The sequence below is a fragment of the Sphingomonas sp. AP28 genome (genome assembly GCF_056680455.1).
The window spans coordinates 29,183-48,994 of sequence record NZ_JBWXQI010000005.1; the positions used below are offsets into that span (position 1 = coordinate 29,183).

21 protein-coding genes are annotated in these 19,812 nt (G+C 63.2%); 4 read left to right on the forward strand and 17 right to left on the reverse strand.

The features are described from left to right. Window positions 1-106 precede the first annotated feature (106 nt). Together traA and AC1MH0_RS23650 are read left to right on the forward strand one after the other, a co-directional pair. Window positions 107-3,028: a Ti-type conjugative transfer relaxase TraA gene (gene traA / locus AC1MH0_RS23645; protein WP_480966475.1), complete on the forward strand. Its 2,922-nt coding sequence runs from the start codon at window positions 107-109 to the stop codon at window positions 3,026-3,028. Between the two features lie 62 nt (window positions 3,029-3,090). Next, window positions 3,091-3,786 carry a DUF6118 family protein gene (locus AC1MH0_RS23650; protein ID WP_183937714.1) on the forward strand — a complete coding sequence of 232 codons (696 nt, stop codon included), beginning with the start codon at window positions 3,091-3,093 and terminating at the stop codon, window positions 3,784-3,786. 370 nt (window positions 3,787-4,156) lie between these two features. Here AC1MH0_RS23650 and AC1MH0_RS23655 read toward each other — a convergent pair whose 3' ends face one another. From AC1MH0_RS23655 to AC1MH0_RS23730, 16 genes are all read right to left on the reverse strand, one after another. Beyond that, complete coding sequence (locus AC1MH0_RS23655; protein ID WP_321164095.1) at window positions 4,157-4,843, reverse strand: NAD(P)/FAD-dependent oxidoreductase; 687 nt, start codon at window positions 4,841-4,843, stop codon at window positions 4,157-4,159. Continuing rightward, window positions 4,840-5,082, reverse strand: a complete 243-nt coding sequence (locus tag AC1MH0_RS23660; RefSeq protein WP_321164096.1) for an NAD(P)/FAD-dependent oxidoreductase — start codon at window positions 5,080-5,082, stop codon at window positions 4,840-4,842. Before AC1MH0_RS23660 ends, AC1MH0_RS23655 begins: the two co-directional genes overlap by 4 nt. Window positions 5,083-5,158: 76 nt before the next feature. Continuing rightward, window positions 5,159-5,533, reverse strand: coding sequence for a CopM family metallochaperone (copM, locus tag AC1MH0_RS23665; RefSeq protein WP_056405872.1), 375 nt, complete (start codon window positions 5,531-5,533; stop codon window positions 5,159-5,161). Between the two features lie 59 nt (window positions 5,534-5,592). Continuing rightward, window positions 5,593-6,279 (reverse strand): ZIP family metal transporter, encoded by a 687-nt coding sequence (locus tag AC1MH0_RS23670; RefSeq protein ID WP_480966476.1) that lies wholly within the window; start codon window positions 6,277-6,279, stop codon window positions 5,593-5,595. Beyond that, a complete protein-coding gene (locus AC1MH0_RS23675) occupies window positions 6,267-6,671 on the reverse strand; it encodes a hypothetical protein (RefSeq protein WP_056060068.1) in 405 nt (134 codons plus the stop codon). The genes AC1MH0_RS23670 and AC1MH0_RS23675 overlap by 13 nt, the downstream gene beginning before the upstream one ends. Continuing rightward, a complete protein-coding gene (fliE, locus tag AC1MH0_RS23680) occupies window positions 6,668-7,024 on the reverse strand; it encodes a flagellar hook-basal body complex protein FliE (protein WP_056405875.1) in 357 nt (118 codons plus the stop codon). The genes AC1MH0_RS23675 and fliE overlap by 4 nt, the downstream gene beginning before the upstream one ends. A gap of 59 nt (window positions 7,025-7,083) precedes the next feature. After that, window positions 7,084-9,567: a heavy metal translocating P-type ATPase gene (locus tag AC1MH0_RS23685; protein WP_056405877.1), complete on the reverse strand. Its 2,484-nt coding sequence runs from the start codon at window positions 9,565-9,567 to the stop codon at window positions 7,084-7,086. Beyond that, window positions 9,560-10,177, reverse strand: a complete 618-nt coding sequence (locus AC1MH0_RS23690) for a cation efflux transmembrane domain-containing protein (RefSeq protein WP_056060071.1) — start codon at window positions 10,175-10,177, stop codon at window positions 9,560-9,562. The genes AC1MH0_RS23685 and AC1MH0_RS23690 overlap by 8 nt, the downstream gene beginning before the upstream one ends. Then, the gene (locus AC1MH0_RS23695; RefSeq protein ID WP_235524600.1) at window positions 10,174-10,509 is read right to left on the reverse strand and encodes a hypothetical protein; all 336 of its coding nucleotides are present in this window, start codon (window positions 10,507-10,509) and stop codon (window positions 10,174-10,176) included. The genes AC1MH0_RS23690 and AC1MH0_RS23695 overlap by 4 nt, the downstream gene beginning before the upstream one ends. 41 nt (window positions 10,510-10,550) lie before the next feature. Next, complete coding sequence (locus AC1MH0_RS23700) at window positions 10,551-11,126, reverse strand: SRPBCC family protein (protein WP_056405879.1); 576 nt, start codon at window positions 11,124-11,126, stop codon at window positions 10,551-10,553. Continuing rightward, entirely contained in the window at window positions 11,113-11,445 is a 333-nt protein-coding gene (locus AC1MH0_RS23705; protein ID WP_480966479.1) for a DUF190 domain-containing protein, read from the reverse strand. The genes AC1MH0_RS23700 and AC1MH0_RS23705 overlap by 14 nt, the downstream gene beginning before the upstream one ends. 5 nt (window positions 11,446-11,450) lie before the next feature. Beyond that, complete coding sequence (locus AC1MH0_RS23710; RefSeq protein WP_056060082.1) at window positions 11,451-14,696, reverse strand: efflux RND transporter permease subunit; 3,246 nt, start codon at window positions 14,694-14,696, stop codon at window positions 11,451-11,453. Window positions 14,697-14,699: 3 nt separating this feature from the next. Then, the gene (locus tag AC1MH0_RS23715) at window positions 14,700-15,863 is read right to left on the reverse strand and encodes an efflux RND transporter periplasmic adaptor subunit (RefSeq protein ID WP_200912159.1); all 1,164 of its coding nucleotides are present in this window, start codon (window positions 15,861-15,863) and stop codon (window positions 14,700-14,702) included. Then, complete coding sequence (locus AC1MH0_RS23720) at window positions 15,863-17,233, reverse strand: TolC family protein (RefSeq protein WP_480966477.1); 1,371 nt, start codon at window positions 17,231-17,233, stop codon at window positions 15,863-15,865. Before AC1MH0_RS23720 ends, AC1MH0_RS23715 begins: the two co-directional genes overlap by 1 nt. A 65-nt stretch (window positions 17,234-17,298) precedes the next feature. After that, the gene (locus AC1MH0_RS23725; RefSeq protein ID WP_156360277.1) at window positions 17,299-17,739 is read right to left on the reverse strand and encodes a hypothetical protein; all 441 of its coding nucleotides are present in this window, start codon (window positions 17,737-17,739) and stop codon (window positions 17,299-17,301) included. Window positions 17,740-18,037: 298 nt separating this feature from the next. Next, complete coding sequence (locus AC1MH0_RS23730) at window positions 18,038-18,295, reverse strand: hypothetical protein (protein WP_156360278.1); 258 nt, start codon at window positions 18,293-18,295, stop codon at window positions 18,038-18,040. Between the two features lie 56 nt (window positions 18,296-18,351). Here AC1MH0_RS23730 and AC1MH0_RS23735 point away from each other — a divergent pair, with 56 nt between their 5' ends. Continuing rightward, entirely contained in the window at window positions 18,352-18,726 is a 375-nt protein-coding gene (locus AC1MH0_RS23735) for a TFIIB-type zinc ribbon-containing protein (protein ID WP_156360279.1), read from the forward strand. 368 nt (window positions 18,727-19,094) lie between these two features. Then, window positions 19,095-19,457, forward strand: a complete 363-nt coding sequence (locus tag AC1MH0_RS23740) for a hypothetical protein (RefSeq protein ID WP_200910677.1) — start codon at window positions 19,095-19,097, stop codon at window positions 19,455-19,457. Between the two features lie 130 nt (window positions 19,458-19,587). Here AC1MH0_RS23740 and AC1MH0_RS23745 read toward each other — a convergent pair. Next, the coding region (locus AC1MH0_RS23745) for a hypothetical protein (protein ID WP_480966478.1) at window positions 19,588-19,812 on the reverse strand (225 nt) is incomplete at its 5' end.

Here is a 19,812-nt window from a genome sequence, read left to right on the forward strand (position 1 = left end):
AAGCAGGAAGCAGCACGAAGTCAATCATGAGGAGCGTAGCGAGTGATGAGTGCGCGCTTATACGTCGTTGCCGACGTGCGCTAAGTAAGGCAATGTGCGGAGCATCATGGCGATCTACCATTTTTCCGCCAAGGTTGTGAGCCGCGCGAACGGATCGAGCGCCGTTGCGAGCGCCGCCTATCGTTCCGCGTCCGAGCTGCACGATGACCGTCTGAACCGCGATCACGATTTCAGCAACAAGGCCGGTGTGATCCACTCCGAGGTGATGTTGCCGGAGGGCGCACCGGAGCGTTTAAACGACCGCTCGACCTTGTGGAACGAAGTGGAGGCCGGTGAGAAGCGCAAGGACGCGCAGCTTGCCCGCGAAGTGGAGTTCTCGATTCCGCGCGAGATGAACGAGAAGCAGGGTGTCCAGCTCGCACGCGATTTCGTGAAGAAGCAGTTTGTCGATCGCGGGATGGTCGCAGACCTGAACGTGCATTGGGACAAGGCGAAGGACGGCACGCCGAAGCCGCACGCGCATGTGATGATGACGATGCGCGACGTGGGACCGGACGGCTTCGGGAAGAAGAACCGGGACTGGAACAGCACCGAGCTGTTGAAGGACTGGCGCGAGGCGTGGAGCGCGCACGTCAACGAGCGCATGGCCGAGCTGGGGCTTGAGGGTCGGATCGATCATCGCTCCTATGAGGCGCAGGGGATTGGCCTGGAGCCGCAGCACAAGATCGGACCCGCAGCATCGCGCCGGCCGGAGCAGGGACTTGAGGCGGAGCGGATCGAGGATCACACGCGCATCGCCCGTGAGAACGGCGCGAAGATCATCGCCAATCCTAATGTCGCGCTGGACGCGATCACGCGCAGCCAAGCGACGTTCACCACCCGCGACCTTGCGACGTTCGCGTTCCGCCACAGCGACGGCAAGGATCAGTTCGACCAGGTAATGGGGGCGGTACGGGCGTCGCCCGAGCTGGTCGCATTGGGGAAGGACGGGCGGGACCAGGAGCGGTTCACGTCGCGCGACATGATTGCAGTAGAGAACCGGCTTGAGCGGGCCGGCGACGAGCTGGCGGGCCGGGGCGAACACAGTGTCGGCGATCGGCAGCGTGACGCCGCGATCGGCGCGGCCGAGGCGCGGGGGCTTGTCCTGTCCCGCGAGCAGCGCGACGCGTTCGATCACGTCACCGGCGACGCAGGGCTGGCGTCCGTCGTCGGCTACGCCGGCAGCGGCAAATCTGCGATGCTGGGCGTCGCGCGCGAGGCATGGGAGGGGCAGGGCTACACGGTTCGTGGCGCGGCATTGTCGGGCATCGCGGCCGAGAACCTTGAGGGCGGGTCCGGCATCCGGTCCCGCACCATCGCCAGTCTTGAACACGCATGGGGGCAGGGGCGCGAGCAGCTAAGCCCTAGGGACGTGCTGGTGGTGGACGAGGCCGGCATGATCGGCTCGCGCCAGATGGAGCGGGTGCTGTCGCAGGCGCGCGATGCCGGGGCCAAGGTTGTCATGGTCGGCGACCCCGAGCAGTTGCAGGCGATCGAGGCGGGCGCGGCGTTCCGCAGCGTCACCGAGCGCCACGGCGCGGCCGAGATCACCGAGATCAGGCGGCAGCGCGAGGACTGGCAGCGCGACGCCACCCGCGCGCTGGCGACCGGGCGCACCGGCGAAGCGATCCACGCCTATGACGGCAAGGGCATGGTCCACGCGGCCGACACCCGCGAGCAGGCGCGGGGCGAACTGGTCGACGGGTGGGATCGCGCGCGCCAGGCCGAAGCCGGAAGCACCCGGATCATCCTCACCCACACCAACGCCGAAGTGCAGAGCCTCAATGGCGAGGCGCGCGACCGGTTGCGCGCGAGCGGCGACCTTGGCGACGACGTGACGGTGAAGGCCGAGCGTGGCGAGCGGCAGTTCGCGACCGGCGACCGCATCATGTTCCTGCGTAACGAACGGGGTATGGGGGTGAAGAATGGCACGCTCGCCACGATCGAGCGGGTATCGCCCGAGGGCATGGCGGTGCGCCTCGATGACGGGCGCGGGGTCGCGTTCGACACCAAGGATTACGCCCATGTCGATCACGGCTATGCGGCGACGTTTCACAAATCGCAGGGCGTGACGGTCGATCGGGCGCATGTCCTCGCCACCCCCGACATGGACCGCCACAGCGCCTATGTCGGCATGTCGCGGCATCGTGACGACGTGCAGCTCCATTATGGCCGCGACGACTTCGCCGATCAGCGCCAGCTTGTCCGCACGCTCAGCCGCGAGCGGGGCAAGGACATGGCCGGCGATTACGCCAAGCCCGAGCAGGACCAGGCCCGCGCGTTCGCCGATCGGCGCGAGATCCGGTTCCCGGAACGCGCGCGCCAGGTGGTCGAGAAGGTCCGCGACAAGGCCAGGGGCATGTTCGCCGGCTTCCGGCCGAAACCGCCGCTGGAGAAAGCGGCGTCGCCAGTGCTTGATCGCGGCGGGCTTTCGACCGCTGGCAAGCCCGACCAGGCCAAGGCGATCGAACGCTATGCGCGTGCCGTGGGCGATATAGGCCGGATGCGCGACAAGGGGCTGCCGGTGCTGCCGCATCAGGAAAGCGCCTTGCAGAAAGCCGGTGAGACGCTGGACGCGAGCCGTCCCCATACCGCGCGTGATCTTGCATCGGCGTTGGCGCGCGACCCGAAGCTGATCGAGCAGGTGGCGGGCGGCAATACGACCGGTGCCGCGCGCGCGATGGCCGAAGAGCAGCGCGTGCGGCTCGATCCGGAGGCGCGCGCGGACCGGTTCGTGGAGGGTTGGCAGAAGATGCAGCAGGCGCGGGCGGGCATGGAGCGGGCCGGCGACAGCGCCGGTGCCGAGCGGTTGCGCGAGCGGATGGAGAAGGCCGCGGGTGGCCTGCACCGCGACCCACAGCTCGAATCCGCGTTGCGCGCCCGCGCGCCCGAGCTGGTACTGAAAACCGAGCGCGAGCGGGCGATCGGCGATGCCCTGTCGTCGTCGCTTGATCGCGGGCGCGATCGGGACCGGGGGATGAGCCGGTGAGAGTTCGTGCCTTCGGGTATGATCCGGTTTGTGCTTTCGTGCGGTAAAAGGAGAAGCAATGCATGGGTGACGATCACGAACTAGATGCCGCAGCGGAGGCGTTCGAGGGCGTGCGTGGCGAGCTTGCATTGATGCGCCGCGCCGTCGAGCGACTGGCAGCTGAACGTGCCGAAGTGCCGGAATTCCCCGATTACAGCGAGACGCTGGGGAAGATGGCGAAAGCGCTTAACGCGACCATGCAGAATGTCGGCGTGCTGGCGAAGGCGGCCGAGGACAATGTCGCGCCGCGCTATGTCGCCGACAGGATCGTCGCGGCCGGCGCCCATGCCCGTGATGAGGACCGGCGCTTGATCGCGACCGCCGGCGAGAAGATGGACAAGGCGACCACCGCCTTGCACGGCATCGGTGGTTATGCCCGCCGCGCGGACGAGCAGCGCCGGACCCTGTGGCAGGTCGGCGCCGGGGCGTTCCTGGGCGGGGCGCTGCTATGGATGATCGTGCCGGGGATCGTCGCGCGCGAGTTGCCGGCGAAATGGCAGGTGCCCGAGTGGATGGCGGTGCGCACGCTCGGCCTGCCGAAATGGGAAGCCGGTCAGCGGCTTATGCAAGCCGCAGCACCGGATGCTTTTGCTAACATCGCGGCGGGTGACCGGATTGTCACCGCCAATCGCGTTATTTTGCAGGCGTGCAGAAAACGCGCGAACAAGGGGCGCACGCCGGTGCGATGTACGATTAGTGTTGATCCGTTGAAACAATGAACTGGTACTGGCGATTGGATGTCAATCTGCAGGACCCCGTCGGCGCCGTAGATACATTACAGCGTTTAGCGCCACTTGCTTCCTAAGTGCCGCCAAATCCGGAAACCAATGCGAAAAAATCGACTCGATAATCGAATAAGCAAAAATATAGTATTTGGATGCCGAAATCCTGACCGGCGCAACGTGCGGGCACATGCCAATAGCATCTTCGCGCTGGCAATCCATACGCCGGCTGGGACCGCCAGCTCCCACCAGTGGATGGGATGGCGGATGAACGGAGGCGAGTATTTCATTGTCAAATTAGGCAGTTCGCTGATCGTCACAACATAGCCTCATTCCATGGCAGTTATCAAGGACTAATAATCTTATTTCAGTGGGTATGGCCATCGAGCTTGCGTAGGTCGTTATGTAAAGCGGTTGCGGCGATAGCTGCATGACCCATGGCGACGCTTATCTGATCTAGCGCCATAACGATGTCACCAGCAGCGTAAACACCCGAGATGCTAGTGCGCTGTTTGGTATCAACTACAATACAGCGATCATCGCTAAGCTCGACCCCGAGCTGCTTCGCAAGAGCATTATTGCTGTCCGAACCCAACGCCGGGTAGATCGTATCGAACTGCATTTCGGTCGCATCGGCTAGACGCAGCGTTACGTGTTCTCCAGAAAAGTCGATTTGTTCGAGTGCACTTGGCGCGAAAGCGATGCCTGCCCCCTCCAGCGCGCCGCGGTCGGAAGCGTCGAGTTCGAAATCCTCGTTCGCCACCAGTGTTATTCGGTCGGAGAACGTGCGAAGGAACAGCGCCTCAGCGACGCCATGCGTGTCCGCACCGATGACACCGATAGCCTGGCCAGTCGCTTCATAACCGTCGCAGATCGGGCAGTAGCGCAGCAGGCCGCGATCCAGTGCGTCGCGATGGGCCGCGGCGTCGATCGAGGGGCGACGGTTCTCGACACCCGTTGCGATCAGGATCGATCGCGTGGACAGGGTTATTCCCACCCCGCGAGCGTCGAAGTCATTGGCGTTTTGCGCTACTGCATCAATGCGGGCAGTCACAATCGTAGCACCGTAGCACCGTAGCGCTCGGCCTGTTCGCGCATCCGTTGTAGAAGATCATCACCAGCGATCCCGTCCGGAAAACCGGCGTGATTGTGCGAACGCGGTATCCATTTTGCCCGGCTATTTCCCTCATCGACCACGATGACGCGCCGATGACAGCGTGCAAGGTAGATTGCGGCAGTCAATCCCGCTGGTCCGCCGCCGATGATGAGCGCATCGCATCGAGCTTCTGTCACGCCATCCGTCCCATCGGAGCCCGAGGGGCAGAGGGCGCGAGGGGTAGCGAAGCGTTGTCGAAATGACTGCGAGCCGTCATCGAGAGCCCTTTTCAGAAGCTTGCCGTTCGGCAAGCCAAGTCTGCATCGTCTTGATCTCTGCCTGTTGGGTTCGGATTACTTCCTCCGCCATCGCACGAATTTTTGGATCTGTTCCATTAGCGATTACGGCACGCGCCATCTCCACTGCACCTTCGTGATAGGGAATCATGCCTCGCAGGAAGTCGGTGTCCGGATCGCCCGTGGATGGCACGACCATGCTTGTCTTATCGTGCGGAGGGTTCGCCCCGTGCATCGCATCGGTCAAACCCAACTCTTTTGACGCGAACTGGTAGGGAGGCTTTTCTGCGGAACAGGCGGACAGAGCCATAGCAACACTGAGAATGAGCCAGCGCGCCTTGATGAGCGACATTCTTTTTTCCTTATTAAAATAGTCGGTTCCTGGATCGAACCCGCGTGAACGATGCCTACTCAAAGTGCGATTTCCTCGATGAGAAGAAGCGTCAGGAAGCCGACGAAGAACATCGCACTGATCAGCGGCGTGTCCGGCTTCTCGTGTGCTTCGGCTAGCAACTCTTCGGTGACGAGGAACAGAAGCGCCATCAGGCCGAAGCACAGGAAGCCGGCGACCACCGGGGGTGACAAGCCAGCGACCGGGATCGCCAGCAGCGCGCCGATCGGCAGCAGCAGCGCGAGTCCCACCACGGTAAGGATGATCCTGAGTTTAGAGGTGATGGATTCAGCGAGTTCCGTCGTCAGCGTCACGCCGAGGAACAGCACCTCCAGCGTGAGCGCGACGGTGAGCAGAACGCCCGCCTTGGCGCCGGCGACGAACGCAAGGCCCAGCACCAATCCGTCGACGACGATGTCGATCCCGACCGCGGATATCAATGTGACCGGTCCGGCCGCGCGGTCCTCGTATGCTTTCAGTCCCAGCATGACCGCGACCCCGGCCGATCCGCCGATGAACGTCGCCAGCGGCGACCCGGCGTGCAGGACCTGAGGCAGGATTTCGGTCGCCGCAGCGGCGAACACGACACCTGCCGCGAGGTGCTGCATGGCAGATATGAACGCGTCGCCCGGCCTGCGCCAAGTCGCGAACGCACCGCCGAGGATAACCGCGAGGACCGGAATGATGGTATAGCTCAGCGCCAGCATGATTTTCCCCTGAACGACAGATGTTCGTTGCCACCCTTTTGCCCGATCCGCTCGAGGTGGAGCAGATCCTTGCCGATCGCGACCGTCAATCTTCCATCGACTGCGCGCGCACGTCCGCGTGGCACGGTCAGCGTTTCACGGTCCTCTGGCGCTGAACCGACCAGATCGACAACGAAGCTGTCGGCACTCAAGCCAGTTAGGATCGATGATCCATCCTCACAGGTGAAGACATGCATCTGCATCTTGGAACCGGGCGCCGAGGTGTTGTGCGCCTCGCCATCGGCATCCGCATCTGGGGACGAGCACGCCGCGGCGAGCAAAGCGATTAGCACCACGCCCGCACGCCTGACGAACACGCTTCCAGACAGGATTCCACGGCTGATCTGTGTCATCCGAGTGGAATGCTCATGATGTCCCTGTAGGCCGACAGGAGCTTGTTCCTGACCTGAAGCGTCGCCTCGAATGACACAGAAGCGCGGTTCTGCATCAACGCTACAGTGACGATGTCAGTGGTCTCGCCCCGATCGTAGCGCTCGGTGGCCACATCCTCCGCTTCCTGCGCTTCGTTCACCTTGCCGACGATGTTCTTGAGGGTGTCCCCGAATGTCGCGGGCGCTTCGGTCCGCGGCACGGCCGTAGCTGCACCCGGCGCCGCAGCAGGCGACGCCAGGCGGTTGAGCGTCTGACTGCGTGCGAGGATCTGCGCACGAACGGCTAGGACGCCGGAGACGGTGGTATCGGACATCTCAAACGGTCCTTCCTAACCTGCGGAGACCGCATCGGATGGACGCGGTCTCCAGGACATCAGGCGGTCCGCGACGCGGCGAACCGATCGCGATAGGCGAGCAGCCGCAACGCGTTCACGACGACAAGCAACGTCGACCCTTCGTGCATGGCGACGGCTGCCCCGATCCCGAGACCGAAGATCGTCGCGGGCACCAGGATCGCCACCACGCCCAGACTGACGAAGACGTTCTGCCGGATGATCGACCGGGTCTGCCGCGACAGGCCGACCGCAAACGGGAGATGGGCGAGGTCGTCCGCCATCAGCGCCACGTCGGCAGTCTCCAACGCGACGTCGGAGCCCGCCGCGCCCATCGCGATCCCGACGGTCGCATTCGCCATCGCGGGCGCGTCGTTCACGCCGTCGCCGACCATCGCCACCTTGCCGTCGCTGCGCAGCTTCTTGATCGCCTCGACCTTGTCTTCCGGCATCAGGTCGCCCCATGCCTCGTCGATACCAACCTCGCGGGCGATTGCCTCAGCGACCGTCTGGTTGTCGCCCGAGATCATGATCATGCGCTTGATGCCGAGCGTGCGCAGCATCGCGAGCGTCGCCTTGGCTGCCGCACGGGGCGTATCCATCAGCCCGATCACGCCCAGATCGACGTCACCGCGTCGCACGACCATTGTCGTCCGCCCGCCCGCGCGGAGCCGTTCGACCGCGGCCATCGTTTCTTCGGCCAATGCAGCGAGACCGTCCTTGCCGAACATCTCGGCCTTGCCGATCGTGACAGGATCGCCCTCCAGCGTCGCGCGGACGCCACGGCCGGTCAGGCTTTCCAGATCGCTAGCCTGTGGCAACGCGGCGTCGTTTAGGCGTGTCTTGCCGTCCTTGACGATCGCCGCAGCAAGAGGGTGATCGCTCAGGGCTTCCACGGCGACGGCCGTGATAAGAAGCCGGTCATCGGCTACCCCCGCCATAGCGACAACATCGGTGATCCGAGGCTGGCCTTCCGTGAGCGTGCCGGTCTTGTCGAAAGCGATGGCGGTCAGCGAACCGAGGTTCTCCAGCGGCCCGCCGCCCTTCACCAGCACACCGCCGCGCGCGGCGCGAGCGACACCCGACAACACGGCGCTCGGCGTTGCGATCGCCAGCGCGCAGGGGCTGGCGGCGACGAGGACTGCCATCGAGCGGTAGAAGCTGTCGCGGAAGGGTTCATCGATGACGACCCACGCGAACAGCAGCAGGACGGCCAGACCCAACACCACCGGCACGAACACGCGCTCGAACCGGTCGGTCATGCGTTGCGTCGGTGACTTCTGCGTCTCAGCCTCGCTGACCATCTTCACGACTTTGGCGAGCGCGCTTTCGGTCGACAAGCGCGTGACCTCTATCTCGATCGCCCCGCTACCGTTGATCGTGCCGGCGAACACACGGCTGGCGGCATCGACGCGGTCGGGATCGGCCCGGGCCTGATCCGCATCGTCGACGGCGGTCTTGTCGACCGGGATACTCTCGCCCGTCACAGGCGCCTGGTTGATACTGCTTGAGCCCAGTGTCAGGAAGCCGTCGGCGGGCAGCCGCGCATTGGGTTTGACAACGACGATGTCGCCCATCACCAGCGTATCGACTGAGACCTCGCTGATCCGGCCTTCCCGGCGAACCAGGGCTGTTTTCGGCGCCAGCTCGGCCAGTGCCTCGATCGCTCGCTTGGCGCGGCCCATCGCATAATGTTCGAGGGCATGGCCAAAGCTGAACAGGAACAGGAGCAGCGCGCCTTCCGCCCAGGCGCCGAGCGCGGCCGCCCCCGCCGCGGCGACCAGCATCAGCGTGTCGATCTCAAACCGGCGCATTCGCAGATTATCGATCGCCTCGCGAACGGTGAAGAAGCCGCCCAGAACATAGGCGATCAGGTAGCAGGCGAGCGGCAGCCAGGACGGTGCCCCGACAACCAGTTTCTCGATCGCGAAGCCGACGCCGAGGACGGCACCGCAGCCGAGCGCGAAGAACAGCTCGGTGTTCGGTCCGAGGATACCGCCATGACTGTGGTTGTGTCCCTCCTTGCCGTGATCGTGTTCGCCCGGACCATGATCGTGACCCGCGTGATCGTCGTTCGAGGTTTGGGAAGCGGGCGCGTCACGATCGGCAACGGCGCTGCGGATGGTGGCTTCGTCGGTGCGTTCCCGGTCGAACTCGACCTGCACACGACCACCAGCAGCGACATCGGCTTCCAGTACTCCAGGCATGGCCTTTAATCGATCGGCGAGGGTACGCGCGCGCCGTTGATGCATGGCCGCGATGTCGAACATCGCGTGACCATAGCGCGCACCGATTTGCGCGCCTGCGCCAGACGCTACCTTGCGAATGCGAAAGAGTGAAAGCCGGTCTGGATCGTAATGAATGCACAATTGCGCCGGCGTCTCGCCGCTGGCGGGGACGACATGGGCTTCGCTGACGCCTTCGCGGTCTACCAACCTCTGTACAAGCCGCGTGACGCAGGCGTCCGCGGCATCCGGCACGTCGGGCAGGATGACGGCAAGGTCGAGCCTGGTTTTCTCAGCCATTCTGATTGTCCTTGGTTAGGCGCGCATCCTGTTTCGCGTCGCGCAGGATCTTGATGCCGCCCCACAATTGGATGGCGGCCGTCGCCAGCCCGACCACGAGGTCCGGCCAGTTCACGCCCAGCCACATGACCAAAGCGCCGGCGATGACAATGCCGCCGTTCGAGATGAAGTCGTTAAGGCTGAAGGTCGTCGCCGCGCGCAGGTTGACGTCCTTGTTCTCCAGCTTCTGCAGGAGGCGCAGGCAAAGATAATTGATTATACCCGCGACGATCGACATGCCGATCATGGTCGGACCGATCGGATCGCTGCCCTGCGCGAAACGGCGCGCGACATCGATGAGGACCGCGACCGCGAACAGGAGCAGCATGATGCCGGACACCCCGGCCGCGAGTTGCTTCCAGCGTGCGCTGCGCGTCAACGCGACGATGCTGAGCCCATAGACCGCGGCATCGGAACCGTTGTCGAGACCATTGGCGATCAGCGCACTGGAATCGCCGATCAGTCCCGTAGCGACGAATGCTACAGCAAGCGCCGCGTTGAGGATCAGGACGATCCAGAGCGTACGTCGCTGACGATCTGTCGCGCCGGCATCTAGAGTGGGATCAGTCATAACTGGGTCGCTTTCTGGCAAAGCATCGGACGTTTGCCGGGTGCCTCGACTTTGATTTGGTTGCCCGAAAACGTCGCAGTCTCCGCATCTCCGACGTATTGGAGGCCCTGCAACGGTGCCGTCAGAACGGCCGCGGGCGCACTCGCATCGCGCCGTAACTCGATGGTGAGCCCCTGATCCTTGAAGTCGACCAAGAGCGTCTGATCATCGTCGCATCGATAAAGGTGGCGACCTGGCGTACCGCTTGTCACGGCACTGTCGCGGGCGTGGGTCTCCTGCTCGGTTGGTGGCATCTTCGGGGATTGTTCAGAGCAGGCAGACAGCGCCATCATCGAAGCCAAGCTCAGGGTTGCAACCTTGCTGCAAAGTGGCATCAATTATGCCTCCTGGTTTTCTTGCCACCATGCCGGACAGGTAAGAGCCGTGGTTTCGGATTTGGCCGCACTGCTAGCGACCGAAGCCGCCGGTCCAGGCATCGATCCGACTGGACAAGCCCTGCCTGCAGCTTCTTACGCAGGAGCGCCGTCCATATGCCATTGAGTAAACCGTGAAAACGCAAGCTATGTCGCAGGCGAGTGCCAGCCGGATCGCTTTCTAGTTCGTACAGTTCTTCGAATAACAGCACTTTTGCTACACCCGCAGTCCACGCAAAGACGACGGGCTTTTCGACACGGGTGATGTCAGCCGTCGTCGTGACAGGCTTCCCAAGCCCCCCGATGCGGAAGCTGTACGTTGCCTCGCCGCCCTCGACCGCTTCACCCGCGAGTTGAACAAACGGCTTCCATTGCGAATGCGCGGCGAAGTCCGTGAGGACCGACCAGACGCGCAGCGGCGATGCCGTCAGGATCACGACATTCTCGATCGCGGCGCGCGCGGCATTCGCCGGGCGCGCACCATCAGGCGAAGCGCCAACTGGACCGATCGCGCCGCCATGCTCAACGTCCGTCATCGTCCGCGTCCGCGTCGGCATGGAGGTCGATGATTTCCACCGCCTCCAGCGTTATCAGGCCGATGCCCTTCAGGTCGCGCAAGCCCGTCATGAAGGTCCGAAGTTTCGCGTCGTCGTCGACGATCTCGATCACCACCGACCGGTCGTTCTCGAGGATATGACGACGGTGTGTGTGCGCCGATCGCCCGATCCCGATCATCGCCTCGATCACCGTCGCACCGCCGAGACGGGCGTCGCGCGCCCGCTCGGCAATGAGTTCGAAGACCTTGCGGTCCCCAAAATACGCATTCTCGTCGGTATATACCCGCAGCAGCTTCATCATGGTCATGCCGTGGCCTCCTCGTGTGCGTCGGTCGGTCGGTCGTCATCCTTTGTTCGTTTGCCGGACGTCGCCCCCAGGACGACCTTGGCGATGGCTGGAAGCACCAGCAGGGTCAGGATGGTCGCGGCAACGAGGCCACCGATTACGGTCACGGCGAGCGGCTTCTGCACTTCCGCGCCGGTGCCGTGAGCGAGTGCCATCGGCACGAAGCCGATGGCGGGCACGAACCCGGTCATGATCACCGCCCGCATCTTCTCGGCCATGCCGTGTCGGATAGCCTCCGCGACGGGTAGTCCGGCTTCGCTGCTTTCCCGGATCGCGGTCATCACCACGAGGCCGTTCAGGACCGCCACGCCGGCGAGACAGATGAACCCGACGGCCGCGGACACCGAGAAGTTGATCCCGGTTAAGGCGAGCGTGAACACGCCGCCGGCGAGCCCCAGCGGCACCGCCAGGAACACAGATGCCGCCCGCCCGAACCCGCCGAGCGCCATGTAGAGCAGCCCGAAGATTGCGAGGAAGCAGAGTGGTACGACGATCGACAGCCGAGCCGAGGCCGCCTGCAGGTTCTCGAACTGCCCCCCCCATTCGAGGTAGTAGCCGGCCGGCAGCTTCACTTTCGCGATCTTTGCCTGCGCTTCTGCCACGAACGAGCCGGCATCGCGTCCGCCAAGGTTTACCTGGACGACAACACGACGCTTTCCGTTCTCCCGGCTGATCTGGTTCAGCCCCTCGGTCAGCCGGATTTGTGCTACCTGCGCAAGCGGCACCTGTGCCCGGGGACGTCCTTCGACTTCCGGCAGCAGCACTGGCAGCGACCGAATGTCGTCGAGGTTGGCACGCGTCGCCTCGGGCACGCGCACGGTGACGTCAAACCGACGATCGCCCTCGTATACCAATCCCGATTCACGTCCGCCCAGGCCCGCCGCGATCGTATCGGATACATCGCGCACCGTGAGGCCGAGCCGCGCGATGGCCGCACGGTCGAGCTTCACGTCGAGCGCCGGCGCGCCACCGACCTGTTCGGCCTTGACGCTTGTGGCACCAGGGATGGTCTGCAGGACACGCACCATCTCATTCGCAGTCTGCGACATCTTGTCGAGATCGTCACCGTAGAGCTTGATCGCGACGTCGCCGCGGACGCCGGCAATCAGCTCGTTGAAGCGAAGCTGGATCGGCTGGCTGACCTCGTAAAGGTTACCGAGCAGTCCGCCCGTCGCTTTTTCAATCTTGGCGACGACATCGGCTTTGGTTGTGCCCTTTGCCCATTCCTCTGATGGTTTCAGAATGACGAAGCCGTCCGAAACGTTCGGCGGCATCGGGTCGGTCGCGACTTCCGCAGTGCCTGTCTTGGAGAACATCAAGGCGACCTCGGGGATTTTCGTTACCGCCGCCTCAACCTTGCGCTCCATCAAGAGCGATTGTTCGAGACTGACCGAGGGCACGCGCGTGGACGCGAATGCCAGGTTTTTCTCATCAAGCTGAGGGATAAATTCCGATCCCAGCAACCCGAACGCAGGGATTGCCGCCAGGAAGAAGGCCAGTCCGCCGATAATAAACGGCCACGGCCGCGCAATCGCCTGATCCAGCAGTGGAAGATAGCCCGCCTTGGATTTGCGGATCAGCCACACGTCCTTTTCCGCGACCTTGCCGCTGATCAGGATAGCGACCAGTGCGGGAACAAGCGTGATCGCCAGCAAGAATGCCGCCACCAGCGCGAGCATGATCGTGATCGCCATCGGCGAGAACGTCTTGCCTTCGGTGCCGGTGAAGGTCAGCAGCGGGGCAAACGCGAGCAGGATGATCGCTTGCCCGAAGACGGTCGGCTTGATCATCTCCTGCGCCGCCCGCATCGTCTCTTCCAGCCGTTCCCGAAGCGCGAGCAGCCGGCCTTCATGTTCCTGTCGATGCGCCAATCTGGCGAGACAGTTTTCGATGATGATGACTGCGCCATCCACGATCAGACCGAAGTCGAGCGCTCCCAGGCTCATCAAATTGCCGGGGACGTTGAACGCGTTCATTCCCATGGCCATCATCAGGAACGAAAAGGGGATCACCAGCACCGCGATCACCGCGGCACGCCAGTTGCCCAGCAGCAGGAACAGCGCAACCGCAACAAGGATCGCGCCCTCGGTCAGGTTGCGCTGCACCGTAGCCACCGTAGCGCCGACCAGCTCGGCGCGGTTCAGCACTACCTTTACCTGTATCCCGTTTGGCAGGGTCTTGGTTATCTGATCGAGCTTGGTCGACGCCTGCTCGGCAACGACGCGGCTGTTCTGTCCGATCAGCATCAGCACCGTGCCGATCACCGCTTCCCGCCCGTTCATGCTACCCGCACCCGTGCGCAGATCGCCGCCGATGCGGACGTTGGCGATCTGGCCGATCGTAATCGGCGTTCCGCCCCGCGTTGCCGCGACGGCATTTTGGATTTCATCGACGGTTCGCACGCGGGAGTCGACGCGGACAAGATAGGCTTCGCCGCCCTTGTTATAATAGTTGGCGCCGACCGCGAGATTGGCGTTTTCGAGCGCCTGCCCCAGCTCGCTGTACGAGATGCCGAAGCTGGCGAGCTTTGTCGGATCGGGCTCGACCACGAACGTCTTGGCAAAGCCGCCGATGGAATCGACGCCTGCCACGCCTTTCACCGAGCGAAGCTGCGGACCGATGATCCAATCCTGCACGGTGCGCAGATAACCGGCTTTCTTGACAGCGTCGGTCAACCGTTCGCCTTCCGGCGTCAGGTAGCTGCCATCGGGTTGCCAGCCGGGTTGGCCGGCCACCTTCTTCGCGCCTTTTCCGTCCGGATTGGCGTAGCCGACCGTGTACATGACGATCTCGCCGAGGCCGGTCGTTACCGGTCCGATCTGCGGTTCCACGCCGTCCGGCAGGTTCTCGGCGGCCTGTCGCAGGCGTTCACCGACCTGCTGCCGCGCGAAGTAAAGGTCGGTGCTGTCGGTGAAGATCGCGCTGACCTGGCTGAAGCCGTTGCGCGAGATGGAGCGCGTCGTCTCCAGGCCGGGGATGCCGGCGAGCGATATTTCTACCGGATAGGTGACGAGTTTTTCGATCTCGACCGGTGAAAGCCGCGGATCGACCGTATTGATCTGAACCTGTTTGGTGGTGATGTCGGGCACCGCGTCGATCGGCAGCTTGGTAAGCTGCCACACGCCGAGGCCGGCGATGACGAGGAACAATGCGAGGACCGTCCAGCGGGCGCGGACGGAGAGCGCCATGAGGTTGGCTATCATGGTCTATTCTTCCTCGCCCGCGCCCTTGCCGAGTTCGGCCTTGAGCAGGAATGCGTTCTTGGTCGCGACCTGGCTGCCAGCGGGCAGCCCCTTCAGGATCTCGACGCGGCCATTGCTGCGCTGTCCGATCGTGACGTTTTGCGCGCGGAAGCCCTTGGCGGTCCGTACGAACACGACATCGCGCCCTTCGACCGTCTGGACCGCATCTTCCGGCACCACGATCGCATTTGACGTGCTGCCCCGGCTCGGGAGTAGACGCACTCGCACCGCGAGACCCGGTTGCAGTGTTCCCGTCACATCAAGGACCGCGGTCGCCGAGCGCGTGTCGTTGGCAAGGCCCGGCGTGACGGCGCGTACCCGCGCCTCCACCGTCCGGCCATCAGGCAGTTCGATGATCGCCCGATCGCCAGCAGAAAGCCGCTGTGCATCAGCCGGTCCGACCGCAGCTTCGACCTGTATCTTCGACGCATCGGCAACACGCATCAGTTCGGTTTCCGGCTGGACGAACGCGCCCAGGCTGACATTCTCCGAGGTGACGCGGCCTGAAATCGGGCTCGACACCAGCACGCCGCGTCCATCGGACGTGATGCGCGCGGCACCCGCCGCGACGCTGGCGCGTCGCGCTTCGGCCGCGGCCGAGGCGGCTTCCGCCTGTGCCTGTTCCAGCTCGACCCGCGCCGAGACCTTCTGGCGATACAGATAGCTCTCGCGAGCGAGCGCCTTCTGCGCCAGCGTCGACTTGGCAGCGGCAGCGCTGCGGTCAGCCGCGATCTGCGCCGCATCGCGGCTTTCGACGATCGCCAGCGTCTCGCCGGCACGCACCGGGTCGCCAAGCCGCTTCATCAGCCGCGTCACGGCACCGGCTGCGCGGGCGTTGACGATCGCCTCGCCTTGCGGCGATGCGCTTACCGTCGCTTGCGCAACAATCTCCGCGCCCAACCCGCCGGGATTGATCGTCTCGGTTGCGATGCCGGCCTGCTCGATCGCCTGCGCGGTCATCGCCACCGTGTCTGGCGTTTTTTCCTCCTCGGCCGGGGCTGCGGTGTTGCCGTTCGCCGCTTCCGTGGGAGCAGGTTGATCCGAGCTACAGCGTGCAACACCGAAACCGCCAAGTGCGGCGACGAGCGCGACGGCCGCGCCGCCGCCAAGCAGGCGCTTATCCTTCATCATCGTTCATCTCCGGAAATCGTGGGGGCCGGCGTCGTGAGCCGATCGAGCCGAGCCTGCGCGTCGTGATACGCGGCGAGTGCATCGACATAGGTCTGGCGGGTCTGTGACAGTGTGCGCTCGGCATCGAGCAGCGCGATCTGGTCGAACTTGCCCTGGGTCCAGCCGATCCGTGCGATGCGCGCAGCCTCCTGCGCGGCGGCAAGGCCTGGCCCACCCGCCGCCCGTGCGGTGGCGGCAGCATTCGCCACCTCGGTCTGCGCGCTGGCGATCTGCTGACGGGTGTCGACGATGGCCAGACTGCGCAGCGCTTGTGCCTGGGTTTGTTCAGCCTGCGACTGCGCGACGAACGCGCTGCCGTTGTTGAAGAACGGCAGCGGGATCGAAAGGCCGACGACGGCCGCGGTGTCGTTGGTCGCCGCCAGTCGCCGCGCGAACGCGCTGACCGTCAAGTCCGGAACCCGCAACGACCGGGCGACGCGAACCTGCGCGTCGGCGGTGCGGACATCAGCTTGTGCAGCGACGAGCGCCAGCGTCCCTTCGATTTCGACAGGGCGCTGTGGTCCATAGCCATCGATGCGCTCAAACCAGGCGCGGTCGAGCGGTCCAGTTACGGCTGCATTGAGCAACGTTTCGAGATTGGCCCGTGCCGCTTGCGCCTGTCGTGTCGCGCTGTCCGCGGCGACCTGTGCGTTGATGCGCAGTACCTCTGCGCGTTGCATCTCAATCGGGCCGACGTCGCCTGCCTGGACGCGTTCTCGGGCGATGCGCAGCGCGTTGTTGGCGATCCCCGCCTGCTCACCCAGCACTTCCGAGCGACGCTCGGCTGCGGCGGCCTCGATGTAGAGTTGTGTGACCCTCAAGCGCAGATCGGCCCGCGCGATCTCGGCCTGGATCTGTGCGCGGGTCAGCCGGGCCGTCGCCAACGCGACACGCGCGGGGCGCTTGCCGCCCAGCTCCAGCGGCAGCGCTACGCCAACGGTTGTCTCGGAACTCCTGACCCCCCTGTAGGCACCACTGCCGCCGATATTCTCAACCTGCGTTTGTAATTCGGGATTGGGGCGCAGCCCCGCTACACGCCTTGCGGCGGTTGCGGCCGCGACGTTCGCGGTCGCCGCTCCGATCGAAGGCAGCGCGGATTGCGTGCTCCCGCCGGGACCGGACGCCGCCCCGCCTGTTGTGGTGTCTGTTGCCGTCGTGCGAGAAGCCGATGGCATGCCGGCAGCGCCGAGCGCGGCATCGAGCGAAAAGGCGGGCGTCGCCTGTGACGAGGTGGTCGCCGCCGGAAGACCCGGCGGCGGTGATGTTTGCGCCCCGGCCACACTGGCCAGGGACGCCGCGACCATGAAGGTCGCGATTGTACGATGCATCGATGATGACTCCTGACGAACCTAGTTCGCCCCGCGCGGCAGCAGCCGGCGGGGTTAGCGGGTCGTCAGGCTTGTGGCGGCCTCAATGCGGGATCGGCCGTGGACAGAGGCAGCATCGATCGGCCTGCGAAAACGGGGGCAAGGCGGAGGTCGCGCGTGACGGCGGCATTGGCGATCTTGACCGGCGCCGCGACATGATCGCCGTGGCACCCACCGTGGTGATGAGGATAACCCTTGTCGCCATCCGAGGGCACCTGATCGGCGTCGCCGGGCGTGTGCCCTTCGGCGATTTGTTCGCCCGGCGTCTCGCTTGCACTGATGCTGGCATCCGGCCGTTCGAACACATGCGCCGCTGCCGTCGTCTCAAGAGAGAAAACGAGCATTAGGCAGGCAAAAATGTTCAAGAGGCGTCGCACGGATTGCGCCGTAGCATCAACGACGATGAAGTGATAGTCCGGATTGCAACGGCACCCCTGTGCGACCGATCCTGTTGCCGAAATTTTCAACTTTCGATGTTTGCGAATTTCTTGACCTCAGTACGCCGTCTTATCGGCTTAGATATAATGCCAATCATAGGTACAGTTTTATGCAAAGATATGTAATATTGTACCTCTATGAGTATTCGCTTCCGGTAGTATTACCTTTTTTTACTCATAATATCATATAAGTTGAATTGTGAAATTTTTAGTCGCTTTGCAATGGAGTTATTTATTAAAGTAATATTATTTTAATTTTTGCGGTCATCGCCTTTTTGACCCCGGCTGCGACGGCCCAATCCTATGGCGGTTAGGGTAGAGGCCAAGTTTACGGTGACCAATACCGCGCAACATTGGGCATGATTGCTCTTTTGGCGATCGTGATCGTGATCTTGGCTATAACCAATCTTGGCGTGGCAATGGCGGCTATTATCGTGGCAGCTACGGCTATAATGGTCGGCAGGAGCATCAGGAGCATCGCGAGCGCCGGCATGAGCGTCGCGAGCATAATCAGCGTTACGGCGGGTATAGTTACTAACATCAAAGCGACGCCCGATACGCAGTCGCTCATGTCGACGTCGATCAACCAGGGGGCTGCACCATGACGGACGCCGCACCGGTAACCACGACCACCCGGATACAATGCATGTTTTGTCCCGTGTGCCGGATCGACCTCATGCTTGCGGACAGGCAGGGGGTGAGATCGAGTGTTGTGCGCAATGTCGGGGTATCTGGCTGAATCGCGGCGAACTCGACAAGATCATCATCGATAAGAACGCTTTGTTCGAGGCGACGGCGAGGCCGGCACCCGATTTCCGTTACAGCCGATTGAGCCTGGATACGCCCAGCCTACTCTTTGGGGCGGATACAATGAGAGACCTTATGGCGGTGGGCACCGTGACAGCCAGCATGGCCACGGTGGTCATGCTGCCTATCGCCCTGGCGACGTCCTTGGCGGTCTGTTCCAGCATTGATCGGCAATCGGCCGCGTGTTCTAAACAGATAGGTGTCTCATAGTCGTGGTGCATAGAGGAAGATAGCGTGACCAGAAGATGCGGGCTCAAGCTCGTGGCCTTATTAATCCTTGTCAGATGGACCACAGCGTCTGTCAGCGCGCAGGTCATATCCCATGGCGCTGGCGTCAGTTGGAGCGGTACGCATGGCGGTGTCAACTGGGACGGTAGGCATGCCTATGAGGGAGGAAGCTACGGAGACTACCCTCGCTCTTCTGCACTCCGTCCCGCCTACCAAATGCCGCAGCCTTCGCCTTATTCCATGCAATTACCTCGCGCGCCACACGCCCAAAATAACAGCAGCGATCACGCTGTCCGGCATAACGATCGTCGTTCATCGGAACAGGCGGTTCTGGGTTTCGACCCAAGTGATTGATCAGTCAGCAAATTGCTCGTTCACCACCACCCCGGCGTACAGGCCTTGATAGTAAACAAGCTTCAAACCAAATTGGCCCTCAGTTCTTTTGGACACCCCAACATCAGAAAAGCGATATTTCGATGATTGACAGGACACGTTTGACCGTCACCTTTGCCGTCACGCTTGCCTTATGTGGTTGTAGTCTGATCACGCCGCCCGACGAGGGATATTTCCGCACTCATGCTAAAGAAGCCAGATTGATCGTGACACGCTGCGAGCGCGGTCAGGAAAGCGGCAATGACTGTAAGGCGGCAGCGCGGGCCGTCGCTGCGCTGGATAAGGCTACCAAGGACGCTTCCGCCAAGGGGGTTCGCTAGCAAGAGTTCACTGACTGAATAAGCACCGAGAAATTGCCCGGCCAATTCCTGAACGCAATCAGGGTTGGCAGACGTCGCCATGCCAAAATCTCCGTCGAGCAAGCGGCAGAACCGCATGTCAAATGCGCTCTTAGCCAGGCCGATGTTCAATCACGCAAGTGATGGTACGAGATTTATTCGGATCGGCCTTCACCGGAGTAGATTCCGACTCCGCCGCATTTGACGGGATCGGTTCCTCACGGCGCGCGCCGGGGGTGTTGCAAGAAACATGATCGTAGACAGACATGGCTGAGTGGCGGGGGCGGGCAAGGGGACCAGTGCATGCGGTGAGCGCGCACACTGAAAAAGCCAATGT